Origin of the sequence: Actinoplanes ianthinogenes (assembly GCF_018324205.1) — a bacterium.
GTDB lineage: Bacteria > Actinomycetota > Actinomycetes > Mycobacteriales > Micromonosporaceae > Actinoplanes > Actinoplanes ianthinogenes.
The window spans coordinates 8,760,205-8,778,010 of the sequence record NZ_AP023356.1 but is presented as its reverse complement, the minus strand read 5'-3'; the positions used below and the strand labels follow the sequence as shown (position 1 = coordinate 8,778,010).

General features: G+C 73.7%; 17 protein-coding genes. 11 read left to right on the top strand and 6 right to left on the bottom strand.

Annotated features, from left to right (window positions below; all coding sequences use genetic code 11):
- Window positions 1–29 precede the first annotated feature (29 nt).
- From Aiant_RS39585 to Aiant_RS39575, 3 genes are read left to right on the top strand one after another with little or no spacing between them, the layout of a single operon-like run.
- Window positions 30–1,634, top strand: a complete 1,605-nt coding sequence (locus Aiant_RS39585) for a methyl-accepting chemotaxis protein (RefSeq protein ID WP_229831078.1) — start codon at window positions 30–32, stop codon at window positions 1,632–1,634.
- Window positions 1,635–1,642: 8 nt separating this feature from the next.
- Window positions 1,643–1,939: a hypothetical protein gene (locus tag Aiant_RS39580; RefSeq protein ID WP_229831081.1), complete on the top strand. Its 297-nt coding sequence runs from the start codon at window positions 1,643–1,645 to the stop codon at window positions 1,937–1,939.
- Complete coding sequence (locus Aiant_RS39575) at window positions 1,936–2,457, top strand: GAF domain-containing protein (protein ID WP_189334858.1); 522 nt, start codon at window positions 1,936–1,938, stop codon at window positions 2,455–2,457. Before Aiant_RS39580 ends, Aiant_RS39575 begins: the two co-directional genes overlap by 4 nt.
- 8 nt (window positions 2,458–2,465) lie before the next feature.
- Here Aiant_RS39575 and Aiant_RS39570 read toward each other — a convergent pair whose 3' ends face one another.
- Genes Aiant_RS39570 through Aiant_RS39555 form a run of 4 tightly spaced genes read right to left on the bottom strand, consistent with a single transcriptional unit; the run spans window position 2,466 to window position 5,336 of the window.
- The gene (locus Aiant_RS39570; RefSeq protein WP_189334859.1) at window positions 2,466–2,879 is read right to left on the bottom strand and encodes an ester cyclase; all 414 of its coding nucleotides are present in this window, start codon (window positions 2,877–2,879) and stop codon (window positions 2,466–2,468) included.
- A 36-nt stretch (window positions 2,880–2,915) separates the two neighbouring features.
- On the bottom strand, window positions 2,916–3,755 hold the full coding sequence (locus Aiant_RS39565) for a patatin-like phospholipase family protein (RefSeq protein WP_189334860.1): 840 nt from the start codon (window positions 3,753–3,755) through the stop codon (window positions 2,916–2,918).
- Between the two features lie 22 nt (window positions 3,756–3,777).
- The gene (locus Aiant_RS39560; protein ID WP_189334861.1) at window positions 3,778–4,353 is read right to left on the bottom strand and encodes an alpha/beta fold hydrolase; all 576 of its coding nucleotides are present in this window, start codon (window positions 4,351–4,353) and stop codon (window positions 3,778–3,780) included.
- 59 nt (window positions 4,354–4,412) lie between these two features.
- Window positions 4,413–5,336, bottom strand: a complete 924-nt coding sequence (locus Aiant_RS39555; protein WP_189334862.1) for an NADP-dependent oxidoreductase — start codon at window positions 5,334–5,336, stop codon at window positions 4,413–4,415.
- A gap of 76 nt (window positions 5,337–5,412) precedes the next feature.
- On the opposite strand from Aiant_RS39555, the gene Aiant_RS39550 reads away from it, so the two are divergent.
- Window positions 5,413–5,814, top strand: coding sequence for a winged helix-turn-helix transcriptional regulator (locus Aiant_RS39550; protein ID WP_189334863.1), 402 nt, complete (start codon window positions 5,413–5,415; stop codon window positions 5,812–5,814).
- A 19-nt stretch (window positions 5,815–5,833) separates the two neighbouring features.
- Window positions 5,834–6,331, top strand: a complete 498-nt coding sequence (locus Aiant_RS39545) for a glutathione peroxidase (protein ID WP_229831083.1) — start codon at window positions 5,834–5,836, stop codon at window positions 6,329–6,331.
- 5 nt (window positions 6,332–6,336) lie between these two features.
- On the opposite strand, the gene Aiant_RS39540 is transcribed toward Aiant_RS39545, so the two are convergent.
- Together Aiant_RS39540 and Aiant_RS39535 are read right to left on the bottom strand one after the other, a co-directional pair.
- A complete protein-coding gene (locus Aiant_RS39540) occupies window positions 6,337–6,798 on the bottom strand; it encodes a hypothetical protein (RefSeq protein ID WP_189334865.1) in 462 nt (153 codons plus the stop codon).
- Between the two features lie 27 nt (window positions 6,799–6,825).
- Window positions 6,826–7,458: a GNAT family N-acetyltransferase gene (locus Aiant_RS39535; RefSeq protein ID WP_229831085.1), complete on the bottom strand. Its 633-nt coding sequence runs from the start codon at window positions 7,456–7,458 to the stop codon at window positions 6,826–6,828.
- 147 nt (window positions 7,459–7,605) lie between these two features.
- On the opposite strand from Aiant_RS39535, the gene Aiant_RS39530 reads away from it, so the two are divergent.
- The 6 genes from Aiant_RS39530 to Aiant_RS39505 all read left to right on the top strand — a co-directional run bounded on the left by Aiant_RS39530 (window position 7,606) and on the right by Aiant_RS39505 (window position 17,780).
- On the top strand, window positions 7,606–8,733 hold the full coding sequence (locus tag Aiant_RS39530) for a hypothetical protein (protein ID WP_189334866.1): 1,128 nt from the start codon (window positions 7,606–7,608) through the stop codon (window positions 8,731–8,733).
- A gap of 2 nt (window positions 8,734–8,735) precedes the next feature.
- The gene (locus tag Aiant_RS39525) at window positions 8,736–9,878 is read left to right on the top strand and encodes a hypothetical protein (protein WP_189334867.1); all 1,143 of its coding nucleotides are present in this window, start codon (window positions 8,736–8,738) and stop codon (window positions 9,876–9,878) included.
- Between the two features lie 27 nt (window positions 9,879–9,905).
- On the top strand, window positions 9,906–11,390 hold the full coding sequence (locus tag Aiant_RS39520; protein WP_189334868.1) for a hypothetical protein: 1,485 nt from the start codon (window positions 9,906–9,908) through the stop codon (window positions 11,388–11,390).
- Complete coding sequence (locus Aiant_RS46765) at window positions 11,381–14,773, top strand: tetratricopeptide repeat protein (protein ID WP_189334869.1); 3,393 nt, start codon at window positions 11,381–11,383, stop codon at window positions 14,771–14,773. The genes Aiant_RS39520 and Aiant_RS46765 overlap by 10 nt, the downstream gene beginning before the upstream one ends.
- Before the next feature lie 98 nt (window positions 14,774–14,871).
- Window positions 14,872–15,075, top strand: a complete 204-nt coding sequence (locus Aiant_RS39510; RefSeq protein WP_189334870.1) for a hypothetical protein — start codon at window positions 14,872–14,874, stop codon at window positions 15,073–15,075.
- Entirely contained in the window at window positions 15,042–17,780 is a 2,739-nt protein-coding gene (locus Aiant_RS39505; protein WP_229831088.1) for an ATP-binding protein, read from the top strand. Before Aiant_RS39510 ends, Aiant_RS39505 begins: the two co-directional genes overlap by 34 nt.
- The last annotated feature ends 26 nt before the right edge of the window (window positions 17,781–17,806 follow it).

Genomic DNA, 17,806 nt, shown 5'->3' with positions numbered 1-17,806 from the left:
CCCGGGTAGGTGGGGAGCTGACGAACACTGTGAGCGCAGATGAAAAGGGCGGATTCGTCGCCGATCTCAGCGTCAAATCCAAGATTCTCGGCGGCATCGGCCTCGCGGTCGCCGTCGCGGTCATCGTCGGCGTCGTGGGACTGACCGCACTGAAGAACGCCAGCGACACCGCCCAGGGGATCTACACCAACAACGTGTCCAGCATCGCGGCGGTCGGGCAGATCGAGTCGGTCTCCCGCCAGGCCCGGCTGGACGTCGCCGACGAGGCCATCTCGCAGGACGCACCGACCGTCAAGAAGTACACCGACGCGTTCCACGCCGACCTCACGGCGTTCGACACGGCCGTGGCCGACTACCGATCCAGCGGGCCGACGGCCGATCCCGCGGTGCTGGCCGACATGCAGACCGAGTGGCAGGGCTGGGTCAAGCTCGCCGAGGGCAGGTTCCTCGCCCTGGGCGCGGCCAACGACATGGCCGGCTGGCAGAAGGTCCGCGACACCCAAGCCCTCCCGCTCCTCGGCAAGTTGAAGACCGATCTGGACTCGCTGAGTGCCGCGGAGACGGCCGACGCCGCGGAGAACGCCGCGTCGGCGCGATCCCGTTACGAGTCCAGCCGCCTCACCTCGATCATCGTGCTGCTGGCCGGGTGCCTGCTCGCCCTGGCCTTCGGCACCTGGGTGGCGCTGATGATCGTCCGGTCGCTGACCCGGGTGAAGGAGGTGTGCCAGGCGCTGGCGTCCGGCGACCTGACCCGCAGCACCGGGCTGGTGTCCCGCGACGAGCCGGGTCAGATGGGCCGGGCCCTGGACGACGCGACCGCACACCTGCGGGCGACGGTGACCACCATCGGCGGATCGGCGGTGACCCTGGCCAGCGCCGCCGAGGAGCTGTCCACGGTCAGCGCCCAGTTGCAGGCCGGCGCGGCCGAGGCCGCGGATCGTGCCATGTCGGCCACCGAGGCCTCGGAACAGGTCAACAACGGCGTGCAGTCGATCGCCGCGGGCGCCGAGGAGATGAGCGCCTCGATCACCGAGATCGCCTCCAGCGCCGGGCAGGCCGCCGAGGTCGCGCAGAAGGGGATGATGGTCGCCGAGCGCACCAACGCCGAGGTCGCGCAGCTCGGCGCGGCCAGCGCCGAGATCGGCGACGTGGTCCGGCTGATCACCACCATCGCCGAACAGACCAACCTGCTCGCCCTCAACGCCACCATCGAGGCGGCCCGCGCCGGTGAGCTGGGCAAGGGCTTCGCGGTGGTGGCCGGCGAGGTGAAGGACCTGGCCCAGCAGACCGCCAAGGCCACCGACGAGATCACCGCCCGGATCGGCGCGCTGCAACAGTCCAGCGGCACGGCGGCCGAGGCGATCGGCGAGATCACCCACGTCATCGGCCAGATCGGCGACTACACCACGACCATCGCGTCCGCCGTCGAGGAGCAGACCGCCACCACCGCCGAGATGAGCCGGTCGGTGGCCGAGGCGGCCGGCAACAGCGGCGACGTCGCCCGGACGGTGTCCGGGGTGGCCGAGGTCGCCTCGGCCACCGCCGAGGGCGCCGCCGCCACCCAGCAGGCCGCCGCCGACCTCACCCGGCTGGCCGGCGACCTGACCACGCTGGTCGGGAACTTCCACCACTGAGGACCGACGTGACCACTGACGAGGCGGCCACCAGCGTGTACGGCCTGCGCCGGCCCACCATGACCGACGCCCGCGACGCCATGTTCCGGGTGCACGGCCACACCGGACGGTCGAGCTGGGCCCGCCTGCTGGCCGCCGCCGCACTCACCGGCGCCGAGACCGACGAGGCCGCCCTGCTGCACCTGGTCGACACGATGACCCGGCTGGATCCGGTCAGCCGGCTCTGCGCCCAGGCACTGCGCATCCGGCTGTCCTCATACACCCACCTCGCCGCCGCACAGCTCGCCACCGGGAGCCCGGCATGACCGCCATGAGCAACACCGAGATCTTCGCCCGGCTCGGCGACCCGGAACGCATGCACCGGATCGCCGCCTACGACATCTTCCATCCCGGCCTGCGCGCCGAACTCGACCGGATCGCCGCGCGCACCGCCGAGCACCTGCACGCCCCGGTGTCGATGATCTCGATGCTGCTCGACAGCGCGCAGTTCATCATCGGCCACCACGGGCTGTCCGCGACCACCGCCGAGGTGCAGGGCATCCCCGCCGAGTGGGCGCTGTGCACGCACACGGTTCTCGCCGGGCAGCCGTACTGCATCACCGACGGCACCACCGATCCGCTGCACGCGACGAACCCGATGCTGGTGATGACCCGGTACCGCAGCTACGCGGGGGTGCCGCTGACCGAGGAGGGCGGGCACGTGCTGGGCGCGCACTGCGTCGTCGACGCGGTGCCTCGCGACTTCGGCGAGGACGACATCACGTTCCTGCGCGACACGGCGGCCGAGGTCATGCGGGTCCTCGCCCGATATCGCCACGGCTGACGATCCGGTCAGCCCGCGTCGTGCACCTGCAAGATCCGTTGCAGCTCGTCGGCGAGCACCCAGATCGCCGTGACCCGGCCGTCCTCGGCGAGGGTGAGCACGTCGATCCCGAGCCCGCTGACGGTCCGCCCGGTCGCGGCGATCTCGCCGAGCGGGGTGCTCCAGGCGCCGGTGTGGCGCGCGGTGTGCCGGAAGGCGACGACCAGCTTGCCCGGCGCCGCGACCCGGTCGACGACCTCGATCTCGTGCCCGGTGAACGCCTGGTGCAGCCCGCGGGCCCGCTCGACCAGCCCGGCCACCGTCATCGGCACCCCGTTGATCGTCACCGGGTCGGTGTAGACCGCCCGGAACCGCCCGGCCGGGTCCGGCTGCTCATCCGGCGGGGCACTCCACAATGCGAACAACTGCTCCTCGACAGACACCCGTCGACGGTACGTCCGGCCGGGCCACCCGGCTGCCTACTCCCAGACAGCGCGCAACCGCCGCGCCTCGGCCGCCGCCTGCGCCCGCCCCGCCTCGGCCGCGGGCCGTCGCCGCCCCGGATCCAGCACGTTCCGGCCGATCGCCGCCCGGGCCGCCGCGTCCGGCGAGATCACCGCACCGCGCACCCCCGGCCCCAACGCCGCGACCTGCGCCGCAGGCCGCCCGGAGCGCCGGGCGGACTGCGCCACCGGAGCGAGCACCACCACCCGCCGGCAACCGGCCGCCAGATCCGCGTTCGCCACCGAGCGGACCCCGCCGTCGACGTAGCGCACCCCGTCGATCGTCACCGGCGGCCAGACCAGCGGCACCGCGCAGCTCGCCGCCACCGCGTCGATCAGCGAGACGCCGCTCGCGGCGTCGAAGATCCGCACCTGGCCGCTCTCCGCCTCGACCGCCGGGATCAGCAGCCGGGTCGCCGGCCAGCCACCGTCGCCGATCCGCCGCGCGATCACCGCACGCCGCTCCGCCTCCGGCACCGTCCCGGCCCGCAGTGCCCGCCGCCCCAGCCAGGCACGGCCCCGCACCGGGTCGCCCGGCCACAGCCCGGCGACCACGAAACTCAGCAGGCCCCGGGCACCGATGCGGGCCGCGATCTCCCGACCGGCGTCGGCACGTTGCGCCTCGAACAGCCGCTCCAGGGAAACCCCGGACAGCACCTGCGCCGCCACCACGGATCCCGCCGACGTGCCGACGAACAGATCCGCGTCGCTCAGGCCGACACCGTGCTCGGCCAGCCCGTGCAGCAGCCCGATCTCCCACGCCACCCCGGTGACACCGCCGCCACCGAGCACCAGAGCCTTGCCGTCACCCGTCACGCCATCGATCAAAGCATCCCGGTCAACGGCCCCGGCAGGCCGAGCGGTGCGGCTGGTGCGGGCGGCGGCGTGCGGCCGGCGTGACCACCTGGGGCACCGGGTCCGGGCGGCCCTCGCCGAACATGCCGATCAGCCGGGCCAGCTCCGCCGGGTTCTCCCGGACCGCGTCGGCGGCGTCCACCCCGAAGATCCAGGCGGCCGGCACCCGCTCGGCAAACTCGGCGACCGCCATCTCGGACAGCCCACCCCGCTTCGCCCGGATCAGCAGGGTCGGCGCCGCGGACCGCTCCAGCGCCGCCCACAGGTCCTCGCTGTCCGGCGTGACGTCCACCAGCACCAGCGCCCGCACCAGGTCGGGCCGCAGGCGCGCCACCGCGATCGCGGCCGCCCCGCCGCGGCCGTGGCCCACCAGGATCTGGGGCGCACCGTCGGCCAGCACCCCGGCCACGGCCGCGGCGACAGCCCGCGCGGAACGGCCGCCGGGCAGGTCCAGACTCACGGCCGGCCGGTCGAGCCGCCGCACGGTCGCGTCCCAGGCACGCGCCTCGTGCAGGAACGTGAACTCCGGCCGCGCGAGCAGCGCCACCCCGTCAGTCATCGACATACTCCGTCTCGGTGTCCCGGCAACGCCCGAGAATATATACACCCCCGATAGATTTAGTCGATCTCGAGGACCAGCCGCCCGCGCACCCCGCCCTTCTCCAGCCTCCGATGGGCGTCGGCCACCCGCTCCAGCGGCATCGTGTCCGCCACCCGCAGCCGCAGTCCGGCCGCCGCGAGCGCGGTCAGCCGCGGCCCGTCGGCCCGGATCCACACGTTGGCCACCCGGATCCCGCGCAGTGGCACCGGCGCCGCGCCGAGCACCGCGACGAACGTCCCACCGCCGCGGACCGCATCCAGCGCCGCCACGCCCAGCGAAGCCGCATCGATCACCGCGTCAACACCATGAGGGACAATTTCCCGTACGCCCACAGCCGGCTCCGTGCCCCGCGCGACGAGGTGCGAGGCGCCGGCTTCGCGTACGAAAATCTCGTCCCGCCGTGCGGCGACCGCGACCACTCGCAGCCCGGACCGGGCGGCCAGCTCCACCGCGAAGCCACCGACCGCCCCGGCCGCACCCGTGACCAGCAGCGTCTGGCCCGGGCGCAGCCCGGCCAGGTCCAGCGCCTGGGCGGCGGTCAGGGCGTTGAGCGGCAGCGTCGCCGCGGCGACCGGATCGGCGTCCGCGGGGAGCCGGCCGACCGCGTCCGTGTCCAGCACCGCGTACTCGGCCTGCGCCTTGACCGGCAGCGCCAGCCGGTCGGAGAGCGCGACCACCCGCTCCCCCACCGCGAACGCGGTGACGTGCGGGCCGACCGCGTCGATCGTCCCGGACAGGTCCCAGCCGATCCCGATCGTCTCGCGCGGCGGCAGCAGACCGGCCCGGGCCAGGGCGCCGGTGCGGGTCTGCACGTCGACCGGGTTGACCGCCGCCGCGGCCACCCGGACGCGCACCTGGCCCGGCCCCGGTTCCGGGATCGGCACCTCGGCGACGCGCAGCACCTCGGGACCGCCGTACTCCTGAATGATCACCGCTCGCATGTGCCGACCGTAGGCAGCGCTACTCTCCACCAGGAAGTAGGCACCTGGAAGTGCGTAACCCTCCCGGAGGTTTGGCATGGTCACCCGCACCGCGGCCCAGCGACGCGCCGGCGAGCGCGGCCGGTACGACGCCTATCTGGCCGCCTGCCCGGCCCGCAAACTGCTCGACCGGATCAGCGACAAGTGGGTGAGCCTGCTGCTCAACGCGCTGGCCGACGGCCCGCAGCGGTACAGCGAGCTGAGCCGCACGATCGCCGGCGTCAGCCAGAAGATGCTGACCCAGACCCTGCGCGGGATGGAGCGCGACGGCCTGGTGACCCGCACGGTCACCGCGGCCGTGCCGGTGCGCGTCGACTACGAGCTGACGCCGCTCGGGGCGAGCCTGCTGCCGGTGATGACCGCGATCAAGGCGTGGGCGGAGACCAACATCGACGCGGTCGAGCAGGCGCGGCGTGCCTATGATCGTCACTCTGTCTGAGCTCAATCAGGAGGACCGCGTGTCGTCATCGTCCCTCTACGACGTCCCGATCGCCGGCCTGGACGGCGAGCCGCTGGATCTGCACCGGTTCCGGGGCACCGCGACGCTGGTGGTCAACGTCGCCTCCAAGTGCGGGCTGACCCCGCAGTACGCGGTGCTGGAGCAGCTCCAGAGGCGGTACGCGGATCGCGGCTTCACCGTGCTCGGCGTGCCGTGCAACCAGTTCGGCGGCCAGGAGCCGGGCACCGCCGACGAGATCGCCGAGTTCTGCAGCGCGACCTACGGCGTCACCTTCCCGATGACGGAGAAGGTCGAGGTCAACGGCGCCGACCGGCACTCGCTCTACCAGGCGCTCACCGAGGAGCCCGACGCCGACGGCTACACCGGCGACATCCGGTGGAACTTCGAGAAGTTCCTGATCGGACCGGACGGGGTGATCCGGGCCCGGTTCGGCCCGCGGACCTCCCCCGACGCGCCCGAGGTCATCACCGCGATCGAGGCCACCCTGCCGTCCTGACCCGATCAGTCGGGCTTGGCCTCGGTGTGCGCCTGGGCCACGATCTGCGCGGCGGCCGACTTCGCCTCGGCGATGATGTCGGCCGCCTGCTCCTCGGCCAGCGACAGGATCTTCTCGACCTGGGGACCGAGGTGCTGGAACGACGGCCGCTCCGGAATGACGGCCGACGTTGCCCGCCTCCTCGCGTCCCGCCCTGCCGCGGCCTGCGCGGTCGCGTCGCGCCCGGCTGCGGCCTGCGCTGTCGCGTCCCGCCCTGCCGCGGCCTGCGCAGTCGCGTCGCGCCCGGCTGCGGCCTGCGCTGTCGCGTCGCCGACCAGGTCGCGGGCGCCCGAGCGGCCGCCGAGCAGGAACAGGATCAGGCCGGCCGCGACGGCGACCAGCGCCGGCGCCGCGGCCGGCTCACCGAACACACTGCCGGCCAGCGCGCCCGCGCCGCCGATGAGCAGAAACCGGCCCCACCACCTCATGCCCGCATGCTATCGACGATCTTCACATCAGCCGAGAGCCTGCATGGCCGGGCTGAAAACCCGTCGCTGATCGCCGGGCGGCGACGCCCCGCCCCGGATCATCATCGTGACGGAGCTGCGCCAGACCGCGCCGGACCGCTCCACCCAGTCCCGCAGCGCCTGGTCACGGTCGAACAGATCGACGCGTACCGGAGCGTCCACGCCACCGGCCAGGTCGGTGATCAGCGCCGCGGCGCCGTCGTGATCCGGAGCCAGCACGGGACCGATCACGAACAGGTCGACACCGGGCCACGCCGCGCCGTAACCGACGACGGCGCCGCCCGCCTCGAGGACGTGCAGCCGGGTGGCGAACGCCGGCAGCCGCGCGATCAGCTCGCCGCGCGCGGCGCCGACGACCGCGGTGTCGAGGGCGGCGATCGCCGGCAGGTCCGCGGGTGTGGCCGGGCGGGACCGCGGCGCCGCCGGCGCCGACAGCCGCGAGTCGTACCGGGTCAGGATCGCCGTGGCAATCAGCTCGCCGTCCGTGTCCCGGATGCCGAACACGGTGCCCAGCTCGAACAGCAGCCGCCACTTGCGGTCCTCGGCGGGCCAGCCCCGATCCCGCGCGAGGGCGAGGCACTGGGAAAGGTCGTTCACGGTCAGCAGTTCGACGTCCCGCATCACGGCGTCCATGGTGGCACGGGCCCCCGGGCCAGTCGGGGTTCTGACAGACGGGGCAACCCGACTGAACGACGGCAGCCGGGGTGCCAGACTCGCCGTCGTAACAGCACGGGGGCAACGACGTCCGCACAGTGAGGCGAGGTCCCCATGTCTGCGTCGCCCATCTATCGGCACAACGTGCGCGGAGTCCTGAACGCCGCCCGCAACCTCGAGGAAGTCCTCGACAAGGGCGACGAGAGCGAGGTGCTCGCGCTGGCCGGCGACCTGCTGTCGGCCGCGCTCGCCCGGGAGTCCGCCGGCGCGGTGGCCGGACTCGAGGAGCACGACGCGCCGGCCGTCGAGGGTCTCCCGGCGCCCACCGCCGAGGACGAGCTGACGCTCGCGCTCACCGAACTGGAGGTGGGCGAGGTACTGCTCGCCTCGGCCGCCGCGACCATGCCGGAGGCGCCCGCGCCGGCCCCGCCGACGGTCCTGGCCGGCGCCGTCGACGGCCTGAGCGCCGCCGACCGGCTCCAGGAGGCGGGCACGTCCGCGGTCGGCAACCTGTTCGCCGGCGCCAGCGGCGACCCGCAGGAGTTCTTCACCGACCTGCCGGCCACCGTCGCGGGCATCGTGCGCCGCACCGCGCAACTCGGCGCCGACGCCGTCACCGGCCTGGCCACGATTCCCGGCTCGCAGGTGCAGCCGCTGTTCGGCGCGGCCCTGGGCACGGCCGAGGCCCTGCTGCACACCGGCGACAAGATCGCCGCGCTGGCCCGGGCCGGCATGCGGGCGGTCATGCGGGCGCTGCGCGCCCTGGCCCGGCTGGTGCCGGACAACCTCAAGGACCAGGTGGGCGAGTGGGCTCGCAAGTGGTGGGACGGGCACTCCGGCACCGTCGCGCAGAAGCTGGCGCGGGACGTCCTGGCCGTGTCCGCGCTGGAGACCAGGATGGCCACCGCGGTTCAGGCGGCTCGCGGCCGGACCGACCTGGACGCCGCGCTGCGCGAGGGCGCCGACCGGTTGAAGGAGCTGGAGCAGCGGCACGGCCGGATCGTCGACGCCCTCGACAAGATCGTGCGGGCACTCGGCCGGGTGATCGCGCCGGTGGCGGCGGCGTTCCCGCCGATCGCCGCGTGGGTCCTGGCGGCCGGTGGCGGCGGCATCGTGGCGGCCCTGGGCATCACCGTCTGGATGGGGCGGGACTACCTGGACACCGGCGTGCCGTTCGAGCGGGTGCCGGGCGTACGCCTCGTCGTCGCCCGCGCCACCGCCACCCCGGCGCTCGGCGACTAGCCATGCCCTCCGACAAGGACGTGATCCTGGCCCGGATCGAGCTCGACCGTTTCCGGCTGAGGCGGGCGCGTCAGGCGATGGCCGGCGTAGCCACCCAGCTGCCCGGCGCCGGCCAGGCCATGTATGCCAAACTCGCCACCACGATCGACGAGACCGACACCGGGCTGGCCGATCTCGCCGACCGCACCCGCAAGTACGACGTGAGCACCGACCGGCTGGCCGCCCTCACCGAGCGGCGCCAGGCCACCGACCGCGTGGTCGACGAGGCGTTCGCGCTGGCCACCGGAACGCTGGCCCGCCGCGACGGCCTCGACGACGGCGCCTGCGCCGAGGCCGACCGGCTGATCGCGGAGCTGGCCGCCACCGTGGATCCCGGACTGGCCCGCCCGACGGTGCCCGGCGAGTCCGAGTTCCTGCACCGGGCCGCCTTCGTGATCCGCCGCCGGGTGCCCGACCACGGGGTGTGGGACCTGCCGGTGATGGCCCACGAGTTCGGACACGTGCTGACCACGCGGTTCGACCTGTACGACCCGATCACCAACACCGTGCGGCCGCTCGGCGCCGAGGCCCTCGGCGGCTGGCCGGGCTGCACCGGCCCGCAGGCCGAGGAACTGTTCTGCGACGTGTTCGCCACCTTCGCGACCGGGCCCGCCTACCCGTGCACCATGCTGCTGCACCGCCTGGACCCCACCGCCGACGCCACGATCGACCCGCGGCGCAGCCATCCGCCGGATCCCGTCCGGGCGGCCGTGCTCCTGGAGGCGCTGAACCGGCTGACCGCGGGCGAGCCCCCGGAGGGTCGCTATCGGATGGTTCACGAGCAGCTCACCCTGGCCTGGGCCGCGCTCGGCGAGCACGCGCCGGCGTCCGCGGCGGTGAGCGCCGAGCAGCAGGCGACGATCCGGCGGCAGGTGACCACCACCCTCGCCCTGCTCGGCAAGAAGGTCCGGCCGCTGCGGTACGCCTGGCGCAACGCCGTCCTCCGGCAACTCGCCCAGGCCCTCGACGGCAACCGCAAACCGGACGGCGGGATCGGTTTCCAGATCCGCGACGTGCTGACCGTGGCCTGGCTGGCCCGGCTGGACGCCACCGCCGCCCACCCCGCCCCCGAGCACCTGGACGACTGGGTGCGCTCACTGATCTGAGCCGACCGCCGCCGAAGGAGTCCCGCCATGCCCGCCGACCTGATCCTGCAAACCCGGTTGGACGTGCTGAAACAGGCGCTGGAGGAGGTCACCTGCGTCATCGACGCGATGACCGAGCAGGACGACCGGCTCAACGCGGTGGAGGACTTCCTGTCCCCGGAAGGAAGCCTCGCCGCCGCCGAGAACGACCTCAGCGTGCACATCGGCGTGATCCGGCGGCGACTCGACGGCCTGCTCGGCAGGTCGGCCACCCCGGGCACCGGCCTGCCCCGGCCCAACGCCGTCACCCATCGGCCCGGCAAGGACACCGAAAACGTCCGGACGCAGCGGATCGAGCAGGTCCGGCGTCACCTGCGGGACGCCGACGCCGAGCTCAAGAGGCTGGGCGAGCTGCGGGACCTGGTGTACGAGTCGTTCCAGGACGTCCGGCGGTGGTCGGTGGCCGGGCTGCCGGTCCCGGCGCTGCGCGACGCCCACGACGAGTACCAGGCTCTGCTCCGGGAACTGGGCGAGGAGCCCGACCCGTGGCGGCGTTTCCGCGCCGAGATGCCCCGCCGCGGCCACGAGGTGCTGAGCCGCTACCTGGAGCTGCTGGCCGGGATGGCGGTACGCGGGCTGCCGCTGGAGACCGAGGACGTCTCGGCCGTCCCGGCACTCGTCCGCTTCGACCTCGACGCGACGCTGATGGCCGCCTACAAGGCGCTGGTCGAACACCTGATGGGCCCGGTGCCGCCGCGGCTGCGGGACGATCCGAACCGGTCGCCGCTGGCGCTGATGAGCGCGGTCGGGCGCCGGCACCTGCCGCTGGGTTATCCGCAGTGGAGCCTGTGGGCGCTGCCGCTGGTGGGCCGGCGGGTCGGCAAGGCGGTGGCGGCCAACTGGGCGCAGAAGAACCCGTTGACGCCCGGCCAGCGGCTGCTGTGCGCGGACAGGTACGCGTTGCACGCGCTGGGACCCAGTTATCTGTACGCCACGGTGTTCCTGGAGTTCGATCCCACGGTTGAACCGGCCGCCGGCGGCAAACCGGAATGGCCGTCCGACGCCCAGCGCGCCACCCTGCTGCTGCGGCAGTTGCGGGCGAACTCCGCCGGGCTGGACACCCCGCTGCGTAACCGGCTCACCACCGTCGCCGAGCAGGTCGAGAAGGCGTGGCGCGTGGCACGCGTCGCCGCCGGCGGCGACGAGCAGCCGGTGGAACCCGGTGACCAGGACGTCGTCGACCGTTTCGACGAGGAGCTGGCTCGGGCCAAGGTGATGCGCAACGTCGGCTACCCCCTCGACACGATCGCGAAGTTGCACAGCGCCGCGGAGGAGCTGATGGACGAGGAGAAGCCGGTGGTGTCGATGGTGCTGCGCGACCTGATGAGCGCGATGTGGATAGCCCGCCTCCGCGAGCCGGCGCAAGCACGGGTGATCCACACCCGGGCGAAGGAGTCGGCGTCGAAGATTCCGTTCGGCCCGCCGGTGCCGGTGGGCCGTGATCCTCTGGACGGAGGCCGATCATGGGTCTGATCGAGGGGCCGTTGGCGCTGACCTTCTGGCCCGGCGGGTCGCCCGAGTCCACCCTGCCCAGCGAGGTCCTGCCGGAGGCGCTGGTGCGGGCGGTCGTCGAACGCGCCCGGACCGAACTGCGGCTCGGCAATCTCTCGCGATGCGACACCCTGCTGAAGGCCGCGCAACAGCGGATCGACGAGCTGAACACCGGGCTGGAGGTGATCAGCGCGGTGATCCTTACGCTCCGCGGCGAGACCGCCCGTAACCGGGGACAGGACGATCGGGCGGCCGACCTGTTCGGCGAGGCCGTCGCGCTCTTCGAGCGGGAGCCGGTGACGACCATGTCGGCACGCGACCGCGGTGACTTCGGGATGGCGCTGGCCGGGCAGGGGCGGCTGGCGGAGGCGCTGCCGCATCTGGCGCTGGCCGCGGCGACGGAAGCCGGCGCGCCCGAGCACGGCCGTACGCTGGCCCGGGCCTACCTGGCGGCCGACCGCGTGAGCGAAGCCGAGGCGACCATCCAGACCGCCCTGCTCGCGCTGCCGGCCGACCCCGAACTGTGTCTGCTGCGCGCCGAGGTGCTGCGCGCCGGGCAGGACCCCACGGCCCTCCCCCTGCTGGTCGAGGCCGCGCGGCTGCTGCTCGCCGCCGGCCGCCCCGGCCAGGCGCTGCCCGCCCTGGAGGAGGCCGACCGGGCCCGGCCCGGCGTGGCCGCCGGAGTGCGGGCCGAGGCCCTGATGCTGCTGGACCGCCACCAGGAGGCCGTCGAGGCGTTCGACCTCGCGTTGCGGGCCGACCCCACCGACGCGCGGCTGCTGGTGCGCCGGGCCGCGGCGCGAGCCGCCATGGACGATCGGGACCGGGCCTCGGCCGACCTGCACGCGGCCCTGGCGGCCGCACCGGACGACGTGGACGTGCTGCTGCGCGCCGGCGAGACGTGGCTGTCCCAGCACGAGGCCAACGGTGTCGACGAGGCGATCCGGCTGGCCCGGCGGGCGCGCGCGCTCGACCCGGACGCCTGGCCCGCCGTCGTGCTGGAGGCGTCCGCCCTGCGGGAGGCCGGCGACCTCGAGGACGCCCTCGCGGTGATCAGAGGCGTGGCGCTGCAGGCCCGCACGCAACCCGAGGTGCTGCGTCTGCACGCCGAGCTGGCCCAGCAACTCGGCCTGGTCAGCGAGGCGGTCGACCGGTTCGAACGGCTGCACGCCAACCCGCGCTCGCATGCCGGCGACTGGTTCGAATACGCCGACACCCTGACCGTCGCGGGTCGCCCGGACGAGGCGCAGGCCATGGTCGAGCAGGGACTCCTGGCGTGGCCGGACGACCTCTACCTGCAAGCGCTCGAGGTCGAGTTGATGATCTCCCGCGGCGAGACGGACACGGCGCTGGCCAAAGCCCGGTCCGTGGCGGAGCGGCACCCGGCCAGCGCGATGGCCCACCTGCTCGTCGCGACGGCGCTGTTCCGGGGCTCCACCGCGCACCGGCCCACCAGCTCGGCCGCCCACAAACGCCGCACCGCGGCACTCGAGGCCACCGAGCGCAGTTCCACGCTGGCACCCGAGTGGGCCGAGCCGTGGTGGCTGCGGGCTCAGGTCCTGTTCGCCGACGGGGACCTCGACGGCGCCCGGGTGGCGCTGGACGAGCTGGAGGTCCGCGAACCTCATCGCCGGGACGCGAAGCGCCTCGCCGTGGACATCCACCTCGCCGCCGGCGGCGACCTCGCCGAGGCCGAGGCGACCGCGCGGGACCTGCTGATCGAGACCGGCTCCGAGGCACAGGACGTGTTCCGGCTCGCCCGGGTCCTGGCCCGCCTCGGCCGCAGCGACGAGGCCCTCGACCTGGTGACCGCGCCCGATGTCCCGGACACCCTGGACATCCTGCTGCTGCGTGCCGACCTGCAAAGCGCCACCGGCCGGTTCACCGACGCCGCGGCGACCCTGGCGACCGCGGCCCGGCTGGCCCCGCGGCGCGGTGAGATCCTGATCCGGCAGGCCGTGGTGGCGCGCACCATCGGCGACGCGGACGCCGCCATCGCCTACGCCCACAAGGCCCTCGGCCGCGGCGCCGGGAACCTCGACGCCCGGATCGAGCTCGCCGCCGCGCTGCTGCTGGCCGGGCGGCCCGAGGAGGCGGAGGTCCATCTCACCACCGTGCTCGGCCACCGTCCCGGCGACATCCGGGCGCGGCTGCTGCACGCTCAGCTGGTCGGGCGGCGCCACCCGGATCAGGCCCGTGCGGAGCTGACGGAGCTGGCCGCGGAGCACCCGGAGAACACCGACATCCTGACCGTACGGGCCCAGCTCGAGATCGACAGCGGGGACTACCAGGCCGCCCTGGACGTGCTCGACTCCGTCTGCACCCCGAACGCCTACGCCCTGCAAGCCGAAGCCCACCGGCTGCTCGGCAACACCACCGAGGCGATCAAGGGGAGCCGGCGGGCGTTGCGGGACGTGCCGAACCACTACGGCGCCCTGGCGACACTCGGCCTTCTGCTGCTCGGCACCGGTGATCACCCGGGCGCCGCGAAGATCTTCGAGCAGGCGCAGAAGGCGTATCCGCGGGACGCGGCGACCGCGACCCGGCTCGGCCAGACGTACGCGGCCCTCGACCGCTACGACAAGGCGTTCGAGGTGCTCGACCGAGCGGCGACCGCGGCGCCGCACAGCGCCTGGGTGATGGGCACGCTCATCTGGACGCTGGCCGACGCCGGGACGTTCGAGCCCGCCATCCGGCTGTCCCGGCTGCTGCTCGACGAGCACCCGGACGACGCAGACGCCTGGAACGTGCTCGGCTGGTGTCGTTACCATCTGGACAAGCCGGACCTGGACGGCGCCGAGCAGGCGTTCCGCAACGCGGTCCGGATCAAGGACACCCGGTGGTACCGCAAGAATCTGGCCAACGTGCTGTCCCTGGGCCGCGAGCCGGAGAAGGAGGCGGCCGAGCTTTACCAGCGGTCGCTCGACGAGTCGCTGAGCCGCCGCAGCAAGCACGACCTGAGCCTGGCCGGCTGGTGCCAGTACCGGCTCGGCAACCTCGACGCCGCGGCGCAGACCCTGTACGAGGCGACCAGCCTCCAGCAGCGTGTCGGCGGCGCGCACTTCGACCTGGCGCTGGTCCAGGTCAGCGACCAGCGGGTGGACTCCGGCACGAAACTGTACGACCGGCTCGTCCCGGTCGGCGAGAACGACCCGCTGCGCCACCGCGGCCTGCTGACCATCGCCGCGTCCGACCTGCGGCACGCCCGCAGCCAATACAAGCACCTGGCCCGCAGCGCGCGCATCACCAGAGTGCTGGCCACCATGGAGGAGACCGTCCTGACCCTGCCCACCGTGCCCGACCTCCGCACCGTCGATCTGACGAGGAAGCTAGGTATACCTAGACCCCTGACGAAGCGCACCTAAACCGTCCTGAGCTGGGAAGATAGGTAAGCGCTCCCCATGCCGCCCCGCTCTCGCCGATCGATGATTGACGCATCGGACGACGAGTTGGGGAGACGAAGATGTTGATGCACCCGGAGATCATGCTCACGCTCGCGAACGAGCGCCGCACCCAGCTGATCGCCGAGGCGGACCGCGAGCGGCTGATCACCGCGGCCGGCCTCCGGCGCCTGGTCCGCAGGGTGAGAAAAGCCTCGGCGGTACGCGGACAGCCCACCAGTACGCTGGCCTCGTGCGAACGGTCCGCGGCGGTGCCAGTCCAGTGATGATCGGGCGGGAGAGCGAGCTGCGCCGCCTGGCGCGGCTCGTCTCCGCGCGCGAGCCCGCGGTGGCGATCATCGCGGGTGAGCCGGGGATCGGTAAGACCCGGCTGGTGCACGAGCTGCTCGGCACCGTCTCGGCCGAGACCGTGGTCCTGGTCGGGCAGGCCGAGCCCGGTTCCCTCTCCCGGCCCTACGAGGTGCTGCTCGACGCCATCGACGGCCGGCCGGAGGTCGACGAGGAGCAGCTGGCGGCGCTCACCGACCCGAAGCGGAGCCCGGTCGAGCGGCTGCACGTCGGGCTGGCGATCGTGGCGGAGCTGATCGGCGACGCGCCCGCGGTCATCGTGTTCGAGGATCTGCACTGGGCCGACTCGGAGAGCGCCGCCCTGTTCGAGCGGATCGCCGACCAGCAGGGCCCGCGGCTGCTGATCGGGACGTACCGGCCGGACGAGGTGTCGCGCCGCCAGCCGGTGGCCGGCCTGCTGGCCCGGATGGAGCGGCGGCACGCGGTCGCGCACGTACGCCTGAATCGTCTGACGCCGGCGCAGACCGCGGCCATGCTGGCGGCCGCGACCGGCGCGCCGGCGCCGCTGCGCGCCGCGACGGCGTTGCATCACCGCACCGGCGGGAATCCGTTCTTCCTGGAGGAGCTCTTGCGAGCACTTCCGGGGTACGACGTGGAGGGCCTGGTCGAGCAGCCCCTCCCGTGGAGCCTCGCCGACGTGCTGCGCCGCCAGGTCGACGACCTCGACCCGGTCAGTCACCGGATCGTCGAGGCGGCCACCGTGCTCGGCCACCGGATCCCGTTCGACCTGCTCGCCGACGTGACCGGCAGCGGCGAGGACGAGCTGATCGCGGTGCTGCGCGACCTGGTCACCCGGGGTGTGCTGGTCGAGTCCGGGGAGGACGAGTTCGCGTTCCGGCACGCCCTGGTCCGGGAGGCGATCGCCGATCAGATGCTGGGCCGGCAGCGGCGGCGGCTGCACGAGGCCGCGCTCGACATCCTGCTGCGGGCCGGCTCCTCCGACCCGGCCATGGTCGCGCACCACGCCCGCGGCGCCGGGCGGTACGACGACATGATCGTCGCCGCGCGGCAGGGCGCCGCGCTGTACCTGTCGATCGGGTCCGCCTACCAGGCGTTGCAGATGGCCGAGATGGGTCTCGACGAGGTCCCCGACGACACCGGGTTGCTGGCCTCGGCGGCCCGGGCGGCGTGGCTGGCGGGGCTGCTCGACGACGCGCTGCGCTACGGACGGCGCTGGCGGGACCTGGCGACCACCAGCACCGACCGCGCCGAGTCGCTCTACCTGCTGGTCCGGATCGCGTGGGAGTCCCGGGAGACCGCCGAGATGGGCGCGCTGACCCAGGACATCGAGACGCTGATCGCGCAGCTGCCGCCCGGCGCCGACCAGGCCCGGGCGATGACCGCGATCGCCCAGTCCGCCACCCTGCGCGACGAGCTGGACGCCGCGCTGCTCTGGTCCGACCGCGCGCTGGCGCTCGCCGACGAGTTCGACCTGCCGGCGGTCCGCCTGGCCGCGCTGGTCGAGAAGGGTTCGGCGCTCGCCGACCGGCCGCAGTCGGCGGCCGACGGGCACAAGATCCTGGCCGAGCTGGTCGACGACGCCGAGCGCGCCGGCGAGTGGGTGCTGGCCGCCCGCGCCCTGAACGTGCTGGTCCAGGGCGAGCCGCCGTCGTCGCCGGACGAGCACGTCGCGATGCTGGAACGGATGCGCGTGGACGCCGAGCGGGCCGGTTTCGAGTCGCTGGCCGAGGCCACGTATTACCAGAACAGGGCCCGGCTCGCCGTCCGGGCCGGCGACCTCGGCGCCGCGATCAGCGCCCTGGAGAGCGGCCGCGAGGAGGATCTCAGCTTCCGCCGGCGCGGGCGCTGGGCCGACTATCACGGCGTCTTCCTCGCCGGGCTCTACCTCGAGGCCGGCGAGCTGGACCGGGTCGAGCAGCTGATCGCCGACCTGGCGGTGTACCCGAACAATCCGCCGACGATGATCCCCGGCCTCGCGTTCCACCTGGCCTGCCGCCGCGGTGACCTGCCCCGGGCCGAGGCGATCATGGACGAGCTGGTGGCCGCCTTCGCCGGGCAGACCTGGCGCAGCGGCGAGCAGGCGCACGACCTGATCACCGCGGCACTCCACGTCGGCCTGTCGCCGGCCCGGCTGGACCGGCTGGCCGAGACGCTGCTCGACGCCGAGGTGTGGGACGTGCACCGGACCGTCGTCGACGCCCAGCTGGCCGAGGCGCACGGCCGGCACGCCGAGGCGCTGGCCGGCTACCTGTCCGTCGCGGACGCCCACATCCTGCTGGCGCCGACCCGCGGCACCGTGCACGTGGCGGCGGCCCGCTGCCTGCTCGCCGCCGATCGCCGGGCGGAGGCGGCCACGCACGTCGAGGCCGCCGCGCCGCTGCTGGCCCAGTGGCGAGGCTGGCGGGTCGAGCAGCTCGACCAGGTCCGTGCCCAGCTGGGCATGGCCCCGGCCGACGCGGCGGACGCGGTGACCGGACCGGCCGCGCTGACCCCGCGGGAGCGGGAGGTGGCCGTGCTGATCAGCGACGGGCTGACCAACACCGAGCTGGCCCGGCGCCTCTACATCTCGCCGAAAACGGCCGCCGTGCACGTCTCGAACATCCTGCGCAAGCTGGGTGTCTCGTCCCGCACCGAGGTCGCCGACGTGGTCGGCCGCCGATAACCCAGCGGTTGTCCCCCGATCGATCC